This window comes from Paenibacillus sp. 2RAB27 (genome assembly GCF_052115445.1).
In the GTDB taxonomy this organism is placed as follows: domain Bacteria; phylum Bacillota; class Bacilli; order Paenibacillales; family NBRC-103111; genus Paenibacillus_E.
The window spans coordinates 1-13,959 of sequence record NZ_JBFRGR010000048.1 but is presented as its reverse complement, the minus strand read 5'-3'; the positions used below and the strand labels follow the sequence as shown (position 1 = coordinate 13,959).

At 46.4% G+C, this 13,959-nt stretch carries 20 protein-coding genes; 15 read left to right on the top strand and 5 right to left on the bottom strand.

Features of this window, described 5'->3' with window-relative positions; all coding sequences use genetic code 11:
• The first annotated feature begins 113 nt into the window (after positions 1 to 113).
• From AB4114_RS32605 to AB4114_RS32570, 8 genes are all read left to right on the top strand, one after another.
• Positions 114 to 965 (top strand): patatin-like phospholipase family protein, encoded by an 852-nt coding sequence (locus AB4114_RS32605; RefSeq protein WP_441992143.1) that lies wholly within the window; start codon positions 114 to 116, stop codon positions 963 to 965.
• A 14-nt stretch (positions 966 to 979) separates the two neighbouring features.
• Positions 980 to 1,387: a VOC family protein gene (locus tag AB4114_RS32600; protein ID WP_441992142.1), complete on the top strand. Its 408-nt coding sequence runs from the start codon at positions 980 to 982 to the stop codon at positions 1,385 to 1,387.
• A gap of 284 nt (positions 1,388 to 1,671) precedes the next feature.
• Positions 1,672 to 2,688 carry an ABC transporter substrate-binding protein gene (locus AB4114_RS32595; protein ID WP_441992141.1) on the top strand — a complete coding sequence of 339 codons (1,017 nt, stop codon included), beginning with the start codon at positions 1,672 to 1,674 and terminating at the stop codon, positions 2,686 to 2,688.
• Between the two features lie 31 nt (positions 2,689 to 2,719).
• Complete coding sequence (locus AB4114_RS32590; protein ID WP_441992140.1) at positions 2,720 to 3,010, top strand: thiamine-binding protein; 291 nt, start codon at positions 2,720 to 2,722, stop codon at positions 3,008 to 3,010.
• Complete coding sequence (locus AB4114_RS32585; protein WP_441992139.1) at positions 3,010 to 3,777, top strand: ABC transporter permease; 768 nt, start codon at positions 3,010 to 3,012, stop codon at positions 3,775 to 3,777. The genes AB4114_RS32590 and AB4114_RS32585 overlap by 1 nt, the downstream gene beginning before the upstream one ends.
• 19 nt (positions 3,778 to 3,796) lie before the next feature.
• Positions 3,797 to 4,573 (top strand): ABC transporter ATP-binding protein, encoded by a 777-nt coding sequence (locus AB4114_RS32580; RefSeq protein ID WP_441992138.1) that lies wholly within the window; start codon positions 3,797 to 3,799, stop codon positions 4,571 to 4,573.
• Complete coding sequence (locus AB4114_RS32575) at positions 4,560 to 5,348, top strand: TatD family hydrolase (RefSeq protein WP_441992137.1); 789 nt, start codon at positions 4,560 to 4,562, stop codon at positions 5,346 to 5,348. Before AB4114_RS32580 ends, AB4114_RS32575 begins: the two co-directional genes overlap by 14 nt.
• A 92-nt stretch (positions 5,349 to 5,440) precedes the next feature.
• Positions 5,441 to 6,001 carry a DNA-3-methyladenine glycosylase I gene (locus AB4114_RS32570; RefSeq protein ID WP_441992136.1) on the top strand — a complete coding sequence of 187 codons (561 nt, stop codon included), beginning with the start codon at positions 5,441 to 5,443 and terminating at the stop codon, positions 5,999 to 6,001.
• A 64-nt stretch (positions 6,002 to 6,065) separates the two neighbouring features.
• Here the strand turns inward: AB4114_RS32570 and AB4114_RS32565 are convergent, their stop codons facing one another.
• The 3 genes from AB4114_RS32565 to AB4114_RS32555 form a co-directional block, all read right to left on the bottom strand.
• Positions 6,066 to 6,371, bottom strand: coding sequence for a hypothetical protein (locus AB4114_RS32565; protein WP_441992135.1), 306 nt, complete (start codon positions 6,369 to 6,371; stop codon positions 6,066 to 6,068).
• A 134-nt stretch (positions 6,372 to 6,505) separates the two neighbouring features.
• Entirely contained in the window at positions 6,506 to 7,492 is a 987-nt protein-coding gene (locus AB4114_RS32560) for a YpdA family putative bacillithiol disulfide reductase (RefSeq protein ID WP_441992134.1), read from the bottom strand.
• Positions 7,493 to 7,654: 162 nt separating this feature from the next.
• The gene (locus AB4114_RS32555; protein ID WP_441992133.1) at positions 7,655 to 7,834 is read right to left on the bottom strand and encodes a hypothetical protein; all 180 of its coding nucleotides are present in this window, start codon (positions 7,832 to 7,834) and stop codon (positions 7,655 to 7,657) included.
• Positions 7,835 to 8,005: 171 nt separating this feature from the next.
• On the opposite strand from AB4114_RS32555, the gene AB4114_RS32550 reads away from it, so the two are divergent.
• Genes AB4114_RS32550 through AB4114_RS32535 form a run of 4 tightly spaced genes read left to right on the top strand, consistent with a single transcriptional unit; the run spans position 8,006 to position 9,436 of the window.
• Positions 8,006 to 8,314, top strand: a complete 309-nt coding sequence (locus AB4114_RS32550; RefSeq protein ID WP_441992132.1) for a Dabb family protein — start codon at positions 8,006 to 8,008, stop codon at positions 8,312 to 8,314.
• A 16-nt stretch (positions 8,315 to 8,330) separates the two neighbouring features.
• Positions 8,331 to 8,585, top strand: a complete 255-nt coding sequence (locus AB4114_RS32545) for a DUF2164 family protein (protein ID WP_441992131.1) — start codon at positions 8,331 to 8,333, stop codon at positions 8,583 to 8,585.
• Positions 8,586 to 8,629: 44 nt separating this feature from the next.
• On the top strand, positions 8,630 to 9,265 hold the full coding sequence (locus AB4114_RS32540; RefSeq protein ID WP_441992130.1) for an NUDIX hydrolase: 636 nt from the start codon (positions 8,630 to 8,632) through the stop codon (positions 9,263 to 9,265).
• 48 nt (positions 9,266 to 9,313) lie between these two features.
• The gene (locus tag AB4114_RS32535; protein WP_441992129.1) at positions 9,314 to 9,436 is read left to right on the top strand and encodes a hypothetical protein; all 123 of its coding nucleotides are present in this window, start codon (positions 9,314 to 9,316) and stop codon (positions 9,434 to 9,436) included.
• A gap of 31 nt (positions 9,437 to 9,467) precedes the next feature.
• On the opposite strand, the gene AB4114_RS32530 is transcribed toward AB4114_RS32535, so the two are convergent.
• Both AB4114_RS32530 and AB4114_RS32525 read right to left on the bottom strand, forming a co-directional pair.
• Positions 9,468 to 9,632, bottom strand: coding sequence for a hypothetical protein (locus tag AB4114_RS32530; RefSeq protein ID WP_171630646.1), 165 nt, complete (start codon positions 9,630 to 9,632; stop codon positions 9,468 to 9,470).
• A gap of 14 nt (positions 9,633 to 9,646) precedes the next feature.
• On the bottom strand, positions 9,647 to 9,901 hold the full coding sequence (locus AB4114_RS32525; RefSeq protein ID WP_056621204.1) for a YpbS family protein: 255 nt from the start codon (positions 9,899 to 9,901) through the stop codon (positions 9,647 to 9,649).
• A 164-nt stretch (positions 9,902 to 10,065) separates the two neighbouring features.
• On the opposite strand from AB4114_RS32525, the gene hrpB reads away from it, so the two are divergent.
• From hrpB to AB4114_RS32510, 3 genes are read left to right on the top strand one after another with little or no spacing between them, the layout of a single operon-like run.
• Positions 10,066 to 12,552: an ATP-dependent helicase HrpB gene (hrpB, locus tag AB4114_RS32520; protein WP_441992128.1), complete on the top strand. Its 2,487-nt coding sequence runs from the start codon at positions 10,066 to 10,068 to the stop codon at positions 12,550 to 12,552.
• 33 nt (positions 12,553 to 12,585) lie between these two features.
• On the top strand, positions 12,586 to 13,305 hold the full coding sequence (locus tag AB4114_RS32515) for a lipase family protein (protein WP_441992127.1): 720 nt from the start codon (positions 12,586 to 12,588) through the stop codon (positions 13,303 to 13,305).
• Complete coding sequence (locus tag AB4114_RS32510) at positions 13,298 to 13,561, top strand: hypothetical protein (RefSeq protein WP_436236824.1); 264 nt, start codon at positions 13,298 to 13,300, stop codon at positions 13,559 to 13,561. Before AB4114_RS32515 ends, AB4114_RS32510 begins: the two co-directional genes overlap by 8 nt.
• The last annotated feature ends 398 nt before the right edge of the window (positions 13,562 to 13,959 follow it).

The window sequence follows — 13,959 nt, the reverse complement described above, 5'->3', positions numbered from 1 at the left end:
AGGATGAAATCTTCGTTTTCGTCACATTTTCGAAGAAAGAAGCCCGTTTCTTTTAATTTACAATTCCTGTATGCTAGAAAGGGGCTTGAGACAGACAGAAAGAAGGTGTCACCATGGAAKGAATTGGACTCGTACTGGAAGGCGGAGGTATGCGAGGGGTATACACCGCGGGAGTCTTGGAATACTTTATGGAGCAGGATTTATATTTCCCCTATGTAGTGGGTGTTTCGGCAGGAGCATGCAATGCCGTTTCTTATATTTCTAAACAACCTGGGCGGAATAAGAAGGTAACGATTGACTATGTTGCGGATCACCGTTATTTAAGCTATCGAAATTTATTGCGCAGTAAAAGCATATTTGGCATGGATTTTATTTTTAATGAGCTGCCGAACAGGCTTGTGCCATTTGACTATGACACGTTCTATGCCTCTTCACAGCAATTCGCAATAGGAACAACCGATGCGCATACAGGGGAGCCGATTTATTTCACGAAACATCAGCTTCAGCTGCAAACGATGCCCATCGTACAAGCTTCGAGTTCTTTGCCTTTTGTAGCTACGCCGATCCATTTTGAAGGGAGAACCTTATTTGATGGCGGATTGGTCGATCCGATTCCTGTACAGAAATCGGTAGCTGACGGCAATAAAAAGCACATCATTGTATTAACGAAGGAGCTAGGCTACCGCAAACGGCCGTTCAAGCAGCGTTGGTTGGCGAAGAGCTTTTATCCGAAATATAATGGACTAGTAAATGTGCTTGTGAATCGCAGTGAAATTTATAATAACACCTTAGAAACAATTGAACGTATGGAAGCGGATGGTAGTGCTATCATCATTCGTCCCTCAACCAAGGTGGAAGTTGGACGAATGGAGAAGGATCCGCGTAAGCTGGAAAAATTACATGAGCTTGGCTATGAAGATGCGAAGAAGCTTGGGCAGCAGTTAAAAGATTGGTTACATCACTAGGGGGGTTGTAAGTAGTGAGCGAAGAGAAACAGAAAGTTAAGCCATTTTTGATGTTTGAGGGTCGGGCTGAGGAAGCAATGAATTTCTATACCTCGCTATTTGATCAGTCTGAGATCGTCAATATTGAGCGCTACGGTCCTCAAGGACCTGGACCTGAAGGAAGTGTTGTGAAAGCAACTTTCTCTATTCATGGGCAACAAATGATGTGCAGTGACAGTCCGGTTAAGCATGCTTTTACCTTTACACCTTCGATATCCTTGTTTGTTACGTGCGATACGGTCGAAGAAATTAATCGTGTATTTGAGTCGCTGTCGCAAGACGGCAAAGTCTATATGGGCTTAGATAAGTACCCTTTTAGTGAAAGATTCGGTTGGGTAGGAGATCGCTTTGGCGTAACTTGGCAGTTGAGTCTTGAGAAATAGTTTACACTTGTATAGCAATTGTTTGCATTTTGTCGAAACATGCGGTATGTTATAGACTAACCAAATAAGAAAACCACGGGGGCTTGAGAAGTCAGGCTGAGATTGTGACCGTCATTGTCACTAACCGTTTATCTGATCTGGGTAATGCCAGCGTAGAGATCTCATATAAATGCACATCCAACGATTGTTTCGTTTGGACATATCATTTTCTACACATGGCGCTCCCGGATAACGGGGGCTTTTTCTTATGGTTATATAGAGATAAGAGGAGAGGGAAACCAAGTATGAAATGGAACAAAATTGCACCACTTGTGCTAGTCAGCTTTACTGTGTTAATGGCAGGCTGCGGTAATGATTCAGCGAAGTCAGTTCAACCGACAGAGGGAGCCAAAAAGCTTACCGACGTGAAAGTTGTCCTTGACTGGACGCCAAATACGAATCACACGGGGCTGTATGTCGCGAAGGATCAAGGATTTTTTGAGCAAGAAGGCTTAAATGTACAAATCATTGCCCCTGGCGAAGGTGGAGCGGATACGATGATCGCTTCTGGCGCAGCAGAGTTTGGAGTGAGCTATCAAGAAAGCATTACGCAAGGCCGTATTCAAGGTGTGCCGTTAGTCTCGATTGCTGCAGTTATTCAACATAATACTTCTGGCTTTGCTTCACCGGTCGCTAAGAATATCAAAACACCGAAGGATTTCGAGAATAAGTCGTATGGCGGTTGGGGTGCTCCTTCAGAAAGTGCCATGATTGAATCCTTGATGCAATCGGAAAAAGCGGATGCGACGAAAGTGAAAATGGTCAATATTGGTGATGCGGATTATTTTACAGCCGTCAAACGCGATATTGATTTCGCATGGATTTACTATGCTTGGACTGGCGTAGATGCGGAACTGCGTGGTGAGCCGCTGAACATGATTTATTTGAACAAATATTCGGATAAACTGGATTATTATACACCGGTATTGGCGACAAATGAGAAGATGATCTCAACGAAGCCAGAAATCGTTAAAGCGTTCGTTGCTGCAGCGTCCAAAGGGTATCAATTCGCTATTTCCAAACCGGAAGATGCGGCGAATATATTGATTAAAGCCGTCCCGGATCTGGATCCTAAGCTGGTTGTCGCTAGTCAAAAATGGTTAAGCCCACGCTATCAGGATGATGCTGTGCGTTGGGGTGAGCAAAAGAAATCCGTGTGGGAAAACTATGCCACGTGGATGCTGGATCACAAGCTTTTAGAGAAAAAGCTGGATGTGGATGCAGCCTTTACGAATACATTTTTACCTGGAAGCACGAAATAATTCCGAGTCCGAAAAGAGGAGAATTCCAATCATGGCTAATGCACTTGTTAGTATTCAAATTATACCGAAAACGGTAAATGGCGAAGACGTCATTCCTTATGTAGACCGTGCAATTGAAGTGATTGCAAATTCTGGCGTCAAATATTTTGTTTCCCCCCTTGAAACGACGATGGAGGGCGAGTTGGATCAACTCCTTCTCATTATTCAAGATATGAATACGGCGATGATTGACATGGGTAGCCCGAATGTCATTTCTCAGGTGAAAATTTACTTCAATCCGTCGGGAGCCTCGATGGACAAGTTAACGGAGAAGTACAGATAATGAACATCCATCGCTGGATCAAAGCAGGATGGCCGCCACTTGTGGTAGTCATCCTTCTGTTGTTTATTTGGCAGCTTGCTGTCACGTGGGGAGGAGCCGCTGACTGGCTGCTTCCGAGCCCGCTCAAGATATGGCGAGATGGTACCACAGATATGCCGCGCGTGTGGATGCATATGTGGGCTACCGTTCGTTTGATGTCCATTGGTTTTAGTGTGGGAGCTATTGGTGGTGTTCTAGTTGCCAGCATGCTGCATAGGCTTCCTTTCGTTAAGGCAGGTTTCTATCCGCTGCTCATTTTATCTCAAAATATCCCTGTCATCGCACTGGGGCCGCTGTTAATTATTTTATTTGGTTTTGGCCTTTTACCTAAACTTATATTGATTTCACTTGTCTGTTTCTTCCCTGTGACGATGTCAACGCTAGATGGCTTTATGCAGACGGATCGCAGCATGTACAACTACATGCAAATGATTGGTGCATCAAAACGCCAAATTTTCTATAAATTAGAGTTGCCTCATGCACTGCCATTTCTGTTCACGGGACTCAAAATATCAGCTACTTACAGCGTAATGGGAGCTGTTATTGCCGAATGGCTAGGCGGAAATGTGGGGCTTGGCTATTATATGATCTTACAAAAATCAGCCTTCCGTGCGGATCGGGAATTTGTGGCAATTGGAATCATCGTGATTCTAAGCTTACTCTTTTTCTGGCTGATCGCAGGGCTTGAGAAGCTCATCATTCGTTGGAACGTCAAACGTTCTTCGTAAGAGAGGAGGAGCTGTGACTATGAGCAAATTAAAGCTTTCTGGGATTCGCCATGTGTTTCCAAATAAAAAGGGGCACGTTTCCGTGCTTGCCGATATTCATCTTCATGTTGAGCAAGGTGAATTTGTATCCATCATTGGACCTTCTGGCAGCGGTAAAAGTACCTTATTCCATATCATTGGTGGGCTCGTGCAGCCGACGTCAGGCGAAGTTTGGCTAGATGGCGAGAAGGTGACGGGTAAAAAAGGTCTTATTTCTTACATGCCACAGCAACCGGCGTTGTTTCCATGGCGCTCCATTGAGGAAAATGTAGCACTCGGTCAGGAAGTGGCAGGGGAGTCGCGTAATTCGGCGATCGCCAAAGCCAGAGAATGGCTGCCCAAAGTTGGTTTAGGCGGCTATGAACGGGAACTTCCACATGTGCTGTCAGGCGGTATGCAGCAGCGTGTTTCTTTCCTGCGAGCCTTGTTAAGCCCGCAGGAGCTTATGTGCTTAGATGAGCCTTTCGGCTCCTTAGATGCGTTAACGCGGCTGGATATGCAAGCGTGGCTCATTAACATTTGGGAGCAAAATAAACGCTCCATTTTATTCGTCACCCATAGTATCGAGGAAGCGCTCTTTCTGTCTGATCGTATCTACGTGCTTTCCAATAAGCCTGCAAGTATCTTGGAAGAACTGAAGGTGCCATTTGCAAGACCACGTCAGGAAGCGATCATGCAGGAACCAGCGTTTATAGCACTAAGACAGCATATTCAAGGGCTGTTGCGACAGGAGAAAACAACTGATGTCAGCCATTGATGCGCATATCCATCTCGATATGTATGACGAAGAGTTAGCGAAGACGATTATTGCAGAGCTGGATGCTTCACAGGTGCAGGCCTTGATCGTGGTATCCAGACATCTGGATTYTTGTAAAGCTACCAAACAATTGAAGTCACTTGCTCCAGATCGCATCTTTGCGGCTTACGGGTTTCATCCAGAGCAGGAACTGCCMACGGAAACGCAGTTGGAGGCATTAATCGATTGGATGAGTGAGCATGTAAGCGATATGATCGCAGTAGGTGAAATTGGGCTTCCTTATTACATGCGACACGAGGTAGAAGAGGCTGGCAAGCCGTTTGACGTTGCACCTTATATTCAACTACTGGAGCGCTTCTTACAGCTTGCTGCCCAGTGGGATAAACCTGTTGTACTTCATGCGGTGTATGAGGATGCAGAGATTGTATGTGATCTACTAGCGAAGTACGGGCTCAAGAGGGCACATTTTCATTGGTTTAAAGGATCTGACGAAACCGTAGAGCGTATGATAGGGGCTGGTTATTATATATCTATCACCCCTGATGTTCTCTACGAAGAAGAAATAAGAACTCTTGTTCGAAGTTATCCTTTGGAACTTATGATGGTGGAGACAGATGGACCTTGGCCATTTGAAGGGCCGTTTGCAGGTGAAGTGACACATCCTCGTATGATTCACGCAGTCATTGAACAAATCGCTGAGTTGAAAGGGAAATCCGTGCAAGAGACGACAGTTATTTTACTCCAAAACACTTACCGGTTCTATCGGTTGTCTTAAGACCTGAAATAATCCAACTGGACAAGTGTTCGCATTCGCTCTATAATGAAAGAGAACACATGTTCGATATTTGGGTGAGGTGAAAGAATAACATGACAAACCGATGCGGTTGGGTTAACGAAGACCCTTTATATCAAGATTACCATGATCATGAATGGGGAGTTCCCGTGCATGATGATCGCGTCTTGTTTGAGATGCTGAACTTGGAAGGCGCTCAAGCTGGTTTAAGCTGGTATACGATTTTGAAGAAGAGAGATAACTATCGGGAAGCTTTCGATGGCTTTGATCCGCACGTGATTGTGAATTATGATGAGGCGAAACTGCAGGATTTACTACAAAATCCCGGCATCGTACGCAATCGTTTGAAAATAGCTTCCGTTGTTGGGAATGCGAAGGCTTTTCTTAAGGTTCAACAAGAGTTCGGCACGTTTGATTCGTACATTTGGAGCTTCGTAGGTGGCGAACCCATTAAGAATAACTGGGAAGACAGTCGCCAATTGCCTGCCCGAACGGACATCTCAGATCGTATGAGTAAAGACTTAAAGAAGCGTGGTTTCAAATTCGTCGGTTCGACGATTTGTTATGCTTACATGCAAGCAGTGGGCATGGTAAATGATCACAGCCAAGCTTGCTTCTGTTATCATAAGGAATAGCATTGAGTAAAACATAAGGCCATCTGAAGGACGAATCGTCCGAATCAGATGGCCTTATTGTGCTTCAATTGGCATGTTGGAGTTGTTTCTCTATTAAATTGGCTTTGATCATATAAATCCGTTTGCGAATGTAGAAATCATAAACAGCACCTGTAAGTTCCTTTGGTTTAATACGGTTGTTCGTGTCGTTATCTATGATTGTCACCGATCCATCGTCATAAAACTTGAATGTGTAATCGGCATAGTAAGTGTGTGCTTCGTCAAGCATGTCATCGATSTGTGCTGGCAAAAGATGGTCAGTGTCACACAATGCCTTCTGATACCAATAATCTCTCTCGATAAAACGAAAATTGTGACTTGGGTTCATCATGTTAACAACCTCCTCATCTAATTAGAACATTTGTTCTTGTTTTCATTATAACAAACAAGCGTTCGTAATGGAAGAGGAATCTCTGAAAAAAAGGAAATATTTTCATAGAATTAACATGGAAAAGCCACCAATCTCTAAGATTGATGGCTCTGACTGTTAACAATATGTTCGGTAATGGAAATTCCGTGTAAACGGCCTGTTTCGATAAAGATTTCGTTCGCATCATATTTGGAAGAAGCGACCACACCTGCGACATATAAGCCAGGAATGTTCGTTTCCATGGTCTCTGGGTTGACCAACGGTGCGTTCGTTTCTTCATGAAACTGAACGCCAATATCCGTAAGCAGGAACCGATCCGGGCGAAAACCGGTTAAGGCTAGTACGAAGTCATTCTCCAGAGTGACGTGTTCGCTTCCTTTTCGCACATGAACCGTATGTTCGTCTATTTGTTCTACCTGAGCGTCGAACCACATTCGGATGCGTCCTTTATTCACCATGCTTTCAAATAAGGGACGGACCCACGGTTTAATATTGGCCGAGAAATCTTTCCCACGATAGACGACAGTCACATCAGCACCAACGCGGAGCAAATCCATCGCAGCATCCACGGCTGAATTGTTTCCTCCGATAATCGCGACCTTCGCCCCGGCATAAGGATGTGCTTCTTTGTAGTAATGCGTTGTTTTCGGAAGCTCTTCACCAGGAATACCCAGCATGTTCGGATGATCAAAATAACCGGTAGCGACAACGACTTTCAGCGTATCATAAGTAGCTTTATTGCCAAATTGATCAGAAGTGTGGACCTTGAATCCAATTTCTAGTTGCTCAATCTGAACCGCTTCTTCATAAGATCGAATGCGCAGCTGTTCACGGCGGGCGACTTCGCGATAGTAAACCAGCGCTTCTTGGCGGTAAGGTTTATCATGCGGAGTCGTAAAGGAGTAACCACCAATTTCTAACAATTCCGGTGTACTGAAAAATTGCAAATACGTAGGATATAAATAAATAGCATTCACGATACAGCTTTTCTCTATGAGTAATGGCGACAGACCAGCGCGTCCTAAGGCAACAGCTGCCGATAATCCGCAAGGACCCGCACCAATAACAATGACTTGTTCCAACGTAGCTACCTCCTCCAATGCATGCTTCTTCATCTATAGTAGCGCACGAGGTGGGAGATGCCAAGTTTGATTACCCGTGAAAATAAGTCGAATTAACGAAAATAGAGCAGCCACCAGATCCTGAAGAGGACTTGGAAGGACTGCTCTAACGTAAGAAGCCGACTATTTTTGGTTTAGTTGCTCTTCTTCATTTGCTTCACTAATATCGTCTTTGGCAAGATTGATGGAAGATGTGCTTGGCGCGTTTTCTAACGTATCATTCACGAAAGCCATATCTTGATTCTCTGCATTCATATTCGCAGTACCTGGGTAGTTGCCTTCATGTTTATTATTTTCCACCATATAAGAGCACTTCCTTTTCTTCTGATTTATAGTACTTGGTTAATGTGTTCTAAATAGAAGGATATTATTCCCTTTTTAAACATGGAGAGGCAGAGTGAGAGTCCATATAGTTCCTTGCGGCAAAATCCGCTATAATAAGCGAAGATGGTATGGAAAAGGAGAGAAATATGGATGAATACGCCAAACATTAAACATATGGTTGTTTTCAAGCTGCATGGGGGTAAAAATAACTCAAATGCCGAGCAATTCCTAAAGATCAGCGCTGAGGAGCTAACAACAATACCTGGTGTTGAGCAATTTGAAGTGCTGCGCCAAGTCAGTGTTAAAGCAGATTACGACTATGGTTTCTCTATGGTTTTTGCGAATCAAGCAGCTTATGACGCTTATAATAATCACCCTGTACATACCCAGTATGTGGCTGAACGTTGGATGAAAGAAGTAAGCTCCTTCCAAGAAATCGATTTTCAAATTTTCGAGTAAGAGGAGGGAYGTTTAGATGAAAGTTTTGAAATTACCCAAGGATGAAAAAGACGCCCTAATTAGTGATTTGCAGGAACATTTAGATGTCGAGCTTGGGGTAACGGTAGGTCAAATTGCAGCAGAGCAATTGATTGACTACATGCTTCAACAGCTTACTGCACCAATTTATAATCTAGCGATCGAGGATGCACTTAAAGGTGTCAGAGACCGAATGGCAGTCCTAGAGGACGATCTTTATGCGATGAAAGTAACCAAGCTTACTCGGAGATAATATCCAATGACTCGTGTGAGTGCCTGATTGGAGTGGGAAATGGAATGAAGAAGTCGGAAGAGCATTTTGATGTGTTTGATGCGAAAAGGAATTGGCTCGGCGTGGCGCCTCGCTCCGAGGTTCATGCCAAGGGGCTATGGCATCAGACCTTTCAGTGCTGGATTGTCAGCAGTGAAGAGAACGTACCGAAGCTTCTGCTTCAGTTAAGGCATCCTGATAAAGATCTCTTCCCGGATTTACTGGATATTTCCTGTGCAGGGCATCTAGCTGCTGGTGAAACTGTCGCAGAGGGAACGCGGGAGTTAGAGGAAGAATTAGGACTCTCTGTAGTCTTCGAGGACTTAATCTCCTGTGGCGTATTTGCAGAGGAGGATCTGATTTCGGACACGCTGATTGATCGTGAGTTCTGTCATGTATTCCTCTATCGCAGCGATCAAGCTTTGCGGAGCTATGAACTTCAGCCAGATGAGGTGACGGGACTATTTGCTGTGACTGTCTCAGATTTTAAACAACTTGTTAGCGGTGAACGCTCGGAAATTACGGCGAATGGTTTCAAAATGGGAAGTGACGGCGAGTACGCTGATGTCGCATGGTCGATTTCATTGAAGGAAATTGTTCCTCATCCTACGGCGTATTTTGAGCTTCTATTTGAGAAGCTTGGGGAGCGTGGTTGGGCGTGAGGTTGTTAAGATTGATGGCGTGAGTGAAGAAATGAAGGAAGACATGAAGTGAAACATGAAGATATGTACGAACGAAAGAACGAAAGAACGAAAGAAAGAACGAAAGAACGAAAGAACGAAAGAACGAAAGAACGAAAAGAACGAAAAGAACGAAATGAACCGATCAGTTAATCTGATCGGTTCTCGTAGTGCGCAGCATCTTTTAGACGAAATAGGCATTCGCAACGTAGACATACGCGATGTAGCACACGATGGAGAGGCCAATGCAGGTGATTCCCCATGCAATTTTTTGCTTAAACAAGAGCAAGAATCCAGCACTGAAGGCGGATCCCATGACAAGCATTGAAATAAAAGTTAGTACACCCATGGAAATGTATCTCCTTACCCTTTGTTTACGTAATCACGAACCATATCCTCAGTAACAAGGGAACGGAGTGGAGAAATACCTTTTTGGGCATGGGCGATAATTTGGGCCGTAACCGCGTTGATGGCATCAACGTTAAATGGCAGCCCGCGTTTGCACAGATCGACAGCCGCGTCAATGGCGTGCTCTCGCTGTGCATCAAGCTCAGCAAATCGAACGAGATGCAAATGCTGTGCATTCGAATGTTTGGAAATCGCTTCATGTACATTCATGTTAAAGTTCTCCTTTAGTGACTAGATTGTCTTCTAGTATACACGATTGAAAAGCGAAGGAACAGGTTTCCAAACAGAAAACAGATGAACAAATCGTGATCTTTCATTCAGGTGCACTAACATTTAATGGCATTAAATAAGATAGATAGCTCGGAGTGAACCTCATGAACGTGTTACCCATAAACGCAATACTTCCACAACTCGTACATACCTTACAAGAACGAACGTGTGCCATCGTAGTCGCGCAGCCTGGTGCGGGGAAGACAACTCAGGTTCCATTGGCATTATTGGAGGCAGCGTGGCTGCAAGGCCAAAAGATTGTTATGCTCGAGCCAAGAAGACTGGCAGCCCGTGCAGCAGCGCGTTACATGGCCAAACTGTTAGGTGAGGAAATCGGTCAGACAATTGGTTATCGGGTGAAAAATGATACACGCGTTGGACCGAAAACGCGCATTGAAGTTATCACAGAAGGTGTTCTAACCCGTATGCTGCAGCAGGATCCTGCCTTGGATGGGGTTGGCATCGTCATCTTTGATGAGTTTCATGAGCGCAGTCTGCATGCAGATATTGGGCTCGCTTTGTGTCGTCAATCCCAAACCCTACTTCGGGATGACTTAAGAATTTTGCTGATGTCCGCAACTTTGGAAGCCAATGCGATTTCTTTACTTTTAGATGATGCACCGATTATTGAGAGTGAAGGTCGAACCTATCCCGTTGATACGCACTATCTGCAACAAAAAGTGCCAGGGAGAATAGAGCCTGCTGTAGTGGCAAGCATTGGGCAAGCGTTACAAGCGCACGCTGGAAGTATACTCGTATTCCTGCCAGGTGCGGGGGAAATCCATCGTGTTGCCAACGGACTTGCAGCCTTGCGCTTAGGTCCTACAGTGGAGATCGCTCCCCTATATGCGAATCTTTCCATAGAAGATCAGGACCAAGCGCTGGCGGCCGTCCGCACGCCTGGCCATCGCAAAATCGTGCTAGCCACCTCCATCGCCGAGACCAGCTTGACGGTCGAGGGGATCACGGTTGTAATCGACAGCGGCCTCATGCGTGTGCCGCGTTTCTCGCCCCGCACCGGCATGACCCGTCTGACGACGGTGCCGGTATCCATTGCCTCTGCCGATCAACGCAGAGGCAGAGCAGGGCGTCTCGGTCCAGGCGTGTGTTACCGCCTGTGGACCGAGACCGAGCATCGGCAGCTCCCGCCGAGCTCCACGCCCGAGATCCGCGAAGCTGATCTCGCCCCGCTGGCGCTGGAGCTTGCAGCCTGGGGCGCGCCAGACCCCGCTGCGCTGGTCTGGCTAGACCCACCGCCTGCTGCTGCATATCAGCAGGCGCGGGAACTGCTCGTGCAGTTAGGCGCGCTGCACAAGAGCGGGGGCCTAACGCCACACGGTAAGCGTGTCCCGGCGCTAGGCCTGCACCCTCGGCTTGCGCACATGGTGCTGCAAGCCATTCCGCTCGAGCTCGGCGCGCTGGCGTGCGAGCTCGCGGTCATGCTGAGCGAGCGCGATTTCATGCGCGCCGCGAGTCGGGATGCGGATGTGCGCAGCCGCATCGAAGAGCTCTGGCGCGCGCAGCGTGGCGACGCGCGCGAGGGTGTTGACCTTGACCTTTGCCGACGCATAACGGCGGAGGCCAAGGTCTTGATGCAGTCGCTCGGCATCCGGCCGAGCGTGAGCCCTGCAGCGGCGAGCGGGCTGCTGCTCGCCTTCGCCTTCCCCGACCGCGTCGCGCAGCGACGGTCGGCGGGGCGGTTTACGCTCGCGAACGGCCGCGGGGCCGTGTTGCCGGAGCTGCAGCTGCTCTCGAACGAGCGGTATATCGTCGCAGCAGAGCTGGATGATAGCGGAACGGAGAGTCGCATCTATCTCGCAGCCCCTCTACAAGAGGAAGAGTTGTTCACAGCTTTTGAAAACCACATCCGCAAAGAACAAGTTGTGGAATGGGACAGTGCAGTAGGTTCCGTGCGTGCAAGAGAACTGTGGCAGCTAGGCGCGCTAACACTCAAAGATAAACCGCTTCAAGAACCCAATTTGGATCTCGTCTTAAAGGCATTGCTTGCAGGGATTCGTTCGGAATCCTTAGACGTACTGCCTTGGACACGAAATGCGCGTCATCTTCAGGAACGCAGCATCTTTTTACATCGTTTTACCCAAAATTGGCCTGATCTTCGGGATGAAACCTTGTTGGCAACCCTCGAGGAATGGGCGGGGCCTCATCTGTATGGACTGAAAAGTAAAGGAGCTTTGAGCCGCCTTAACTTGACAAGCCTATTAGAAGAAATGCTAACATGGGAGCAGCGACGTTCGTTAGACGAATGGGCGCCTACACATATTCAAGTGCCGAGCGGGTCACGAATCCCCGTTGACTATAGCAACTTGGAGTCACCGACGCTATCTGTACGTTTGCAAGAAATGTTTGGATTGGCAGACACGCCGCGTATCGCTAAAGGGAGGGTCCCAGTCACTTTGCACTTGTTATCGCCAGCACAAAGACCGATGCAGGTGACGAAGGATTTGGCTAGCTTTTGGCGCGAAGCCTATTTCGAAGTAAAAAAAGATCTCAAAGGCCGCTACCCCAAGCACTACTGGCCTGATGATCCCATGGCGGCGATTCCGACGAATCGTGCAAAGCCTAGAACCTAAACCCAATTTGCCAAGAAAGGAACGAAGCAAGTCATGACAATTCACGCTGATCCCACAGACATCGTTATATATGTTTCAGCTGGATTTGCAACCGCGTCTAACTTCTTGGATGACTTTGCGATAAAACTTGCTTCGCGATATGAACAAGCAGGTAGACATGTGCGAGTTCATGTTCACTTTCCATATGGCGATTGGGACCGAACGAAGCACAGTCAGTTGACCGAAATCATACGTGATATGTGGCATAACGCACATCGGAAACAATCCGTTTATGGCGGTAAAAGCTTGCGTGAGTTTGTGAAAGCGACTAGGGGGAACGGCCAAAAGCTAATCTTTATCGGACATAGCGCTGGTGCTATAGCCTCGATAATGGCGGCGGAAGACCTCGCACTTGAGGGGCAAGAAATCCTAGGTGTCATCCAAATTGGATCACCCAGATGTGCGATCCCTGCGTTATTAAAACACAAAGTTTTGTACGTACATGCGACGAATCCACGGAATCAATCCCGCGATCCCATTCCCCGACTAGGAACATGGGGTGGGTGGAGCCGAACAAGAATAGGCATTTACGGATGGAACCGTGTGAAACATGCGCCGATTCACCAGCTCATGCTCCCGATCATCGGGAGTCATGCTGATTATTTTAGAGATCACAATCCCTACATATGGGAAAATGCATCAAACTTACAAACCACCATGAACGCAATCTGGGCATGGCTACAAATACTCGAAAAGGATGTTGAACATGATTGAAATTTTAAAAGCAAGTATGGAACACAGCAAAGAAGATGGCTACCTCGGGCATGTAGAGTTCAAAGTCGAAGGTCATGAACACCCGTATGAAATCACGCTTCAAAGCACCAAAGGTAAAAACGACTGGAGCTATGCCCTGCACTTCTTGCGCGAATCCGGTAAAGAAGAAGATATCGAGGCTGTTGAGGAATTACTAGAGGAAGATGAGCATTTCGATCTACTCGTGAACGCAGCACGGGAAACGTTGGCGAAGTAAGTCAACTCAACACTTATCTTTTCGAAAATGCAAATAAACGTAAACCCGCGCTTAATGGCGCGGGTTTTTGTCGTGGATAATGGTTCTGTTCTGTCAAGAGATAACCAGCTTATCCGAAACAATGATGAGATGTGCGTTAGGGGAGGATATAACTTTTTTCGAAACTGGGAAATGACACATTTCTAGTGACATTATTTGAAATTTGTCATTTCCCATTTTGCGGAACGGTGATGTGATGGATCTCGTGAAATTGCATTACGGTTCTCTAAACAGCTAAGTAACATCTTACAAATGACATTAATTGAAAATTGTCATTTCCTACTTTGCAGAGCAGCGATGTGATGGACCTCGGCTAAGTATATTACGTTTCTCCAAACAGCTAAGTAACATCTTACAAC

Bases quoted from the DNA above. Each gene is read 5' to 3' on its own strand.
- AB4114_RS32525 (WP_056621204.1), bottom strand. From the start codon at position 9,901: ATGAATGTACATGAAGCGATTTCCAAACATTCGAATGCACAGCATTTG.
- AB4114_RS32570 (WP_441992136.1), top strand. From the start codon at position 5,441: ATGACAAACCGATGCGGTTGGGTTAACGAAGACCCTTTATATCAAGAT.
- AB4114_RS32595 (WP_441992141.1), top strand. From the start codon at position 1,672: ATGAAATGGAACAAAATTGCACCACTTGTGCTAGTCAGCTTTACTGTG.
- AB4114_RS32590 (WP_441992140.1), top strand. From the start codon at position 2,720: ATGGCTAATGCACTTGTTAGTATTCAAATTATACCGAAAACGGTAAAT.
- AB4114_RS32515 (WP_441992127.1), top strand. From the start codon at position 12,586: ATGACAATTCACGCTGATCCCACAGACATCGTTATATATGTTTCAGCT.
- AB4114_RS32530 (WP_171630646.1), bottom strand. From the start codon at position 9,632: ATGGGTGTACTAACTTTTATTTCAATGCTTGTCATGGGATCCGCCTTC.
- AB4114_RS32510 (WP_436236824.1), top strand. From the start codon at position 13,298: ATGATTGAAATTTTAAAAGCAAGTATGGAACACAGCAAAGAAGATGGC.
- AB4114_RS32550 (WP_441992132.1), top strand. From the start codon at position 8,006: ATGAATACGCCAAACATTAAACATATGGTTGTTTTCAAGCTGCATGGG.
- hrpB (WP_441992128.1), top strand. From the start codon at position 10,066: ATGAACGTGTTACCCATAAACGCAATACTTCCACAACTCGTACATACC.
- AB4114_RS32545 (WP_441992131.1), top strand. From the start codon at position 8,331: ATGAAAGTTTTGAAATTACCCAAGGATGAAAAAGACGCCCTAATTAGT.
- AB4114_RS32555 (WP_441992133.1), bottom strand. From the start codon at position 7,834: ATGGTGGAAAATAATAAACATGAAGGCAACTACCCAGGTACTGCGAAT.
- AB4114_RS32580 (WP_441992138.1), top strand. From the start codon at position 3,797: ATGAGCAAATTAAAGCTTTCTGGGATTCGCCATGTGTTTCCAAATAAA.
- AB4114_RS32540 (WP_441992130.1), top strand. From the start codon at position 8,630: ATGAAGAAGTCGGAAGAGCATTTTGATGTGTTTGATGCGAAAAGGAAT.
- AB4114_RS32585 (WP_441992139.1), top strand. From the start codon at position 3,010: ATGAACATCCATCGCTGGATCAAAGCAGGATGGCCGCCACTTGTGGTA.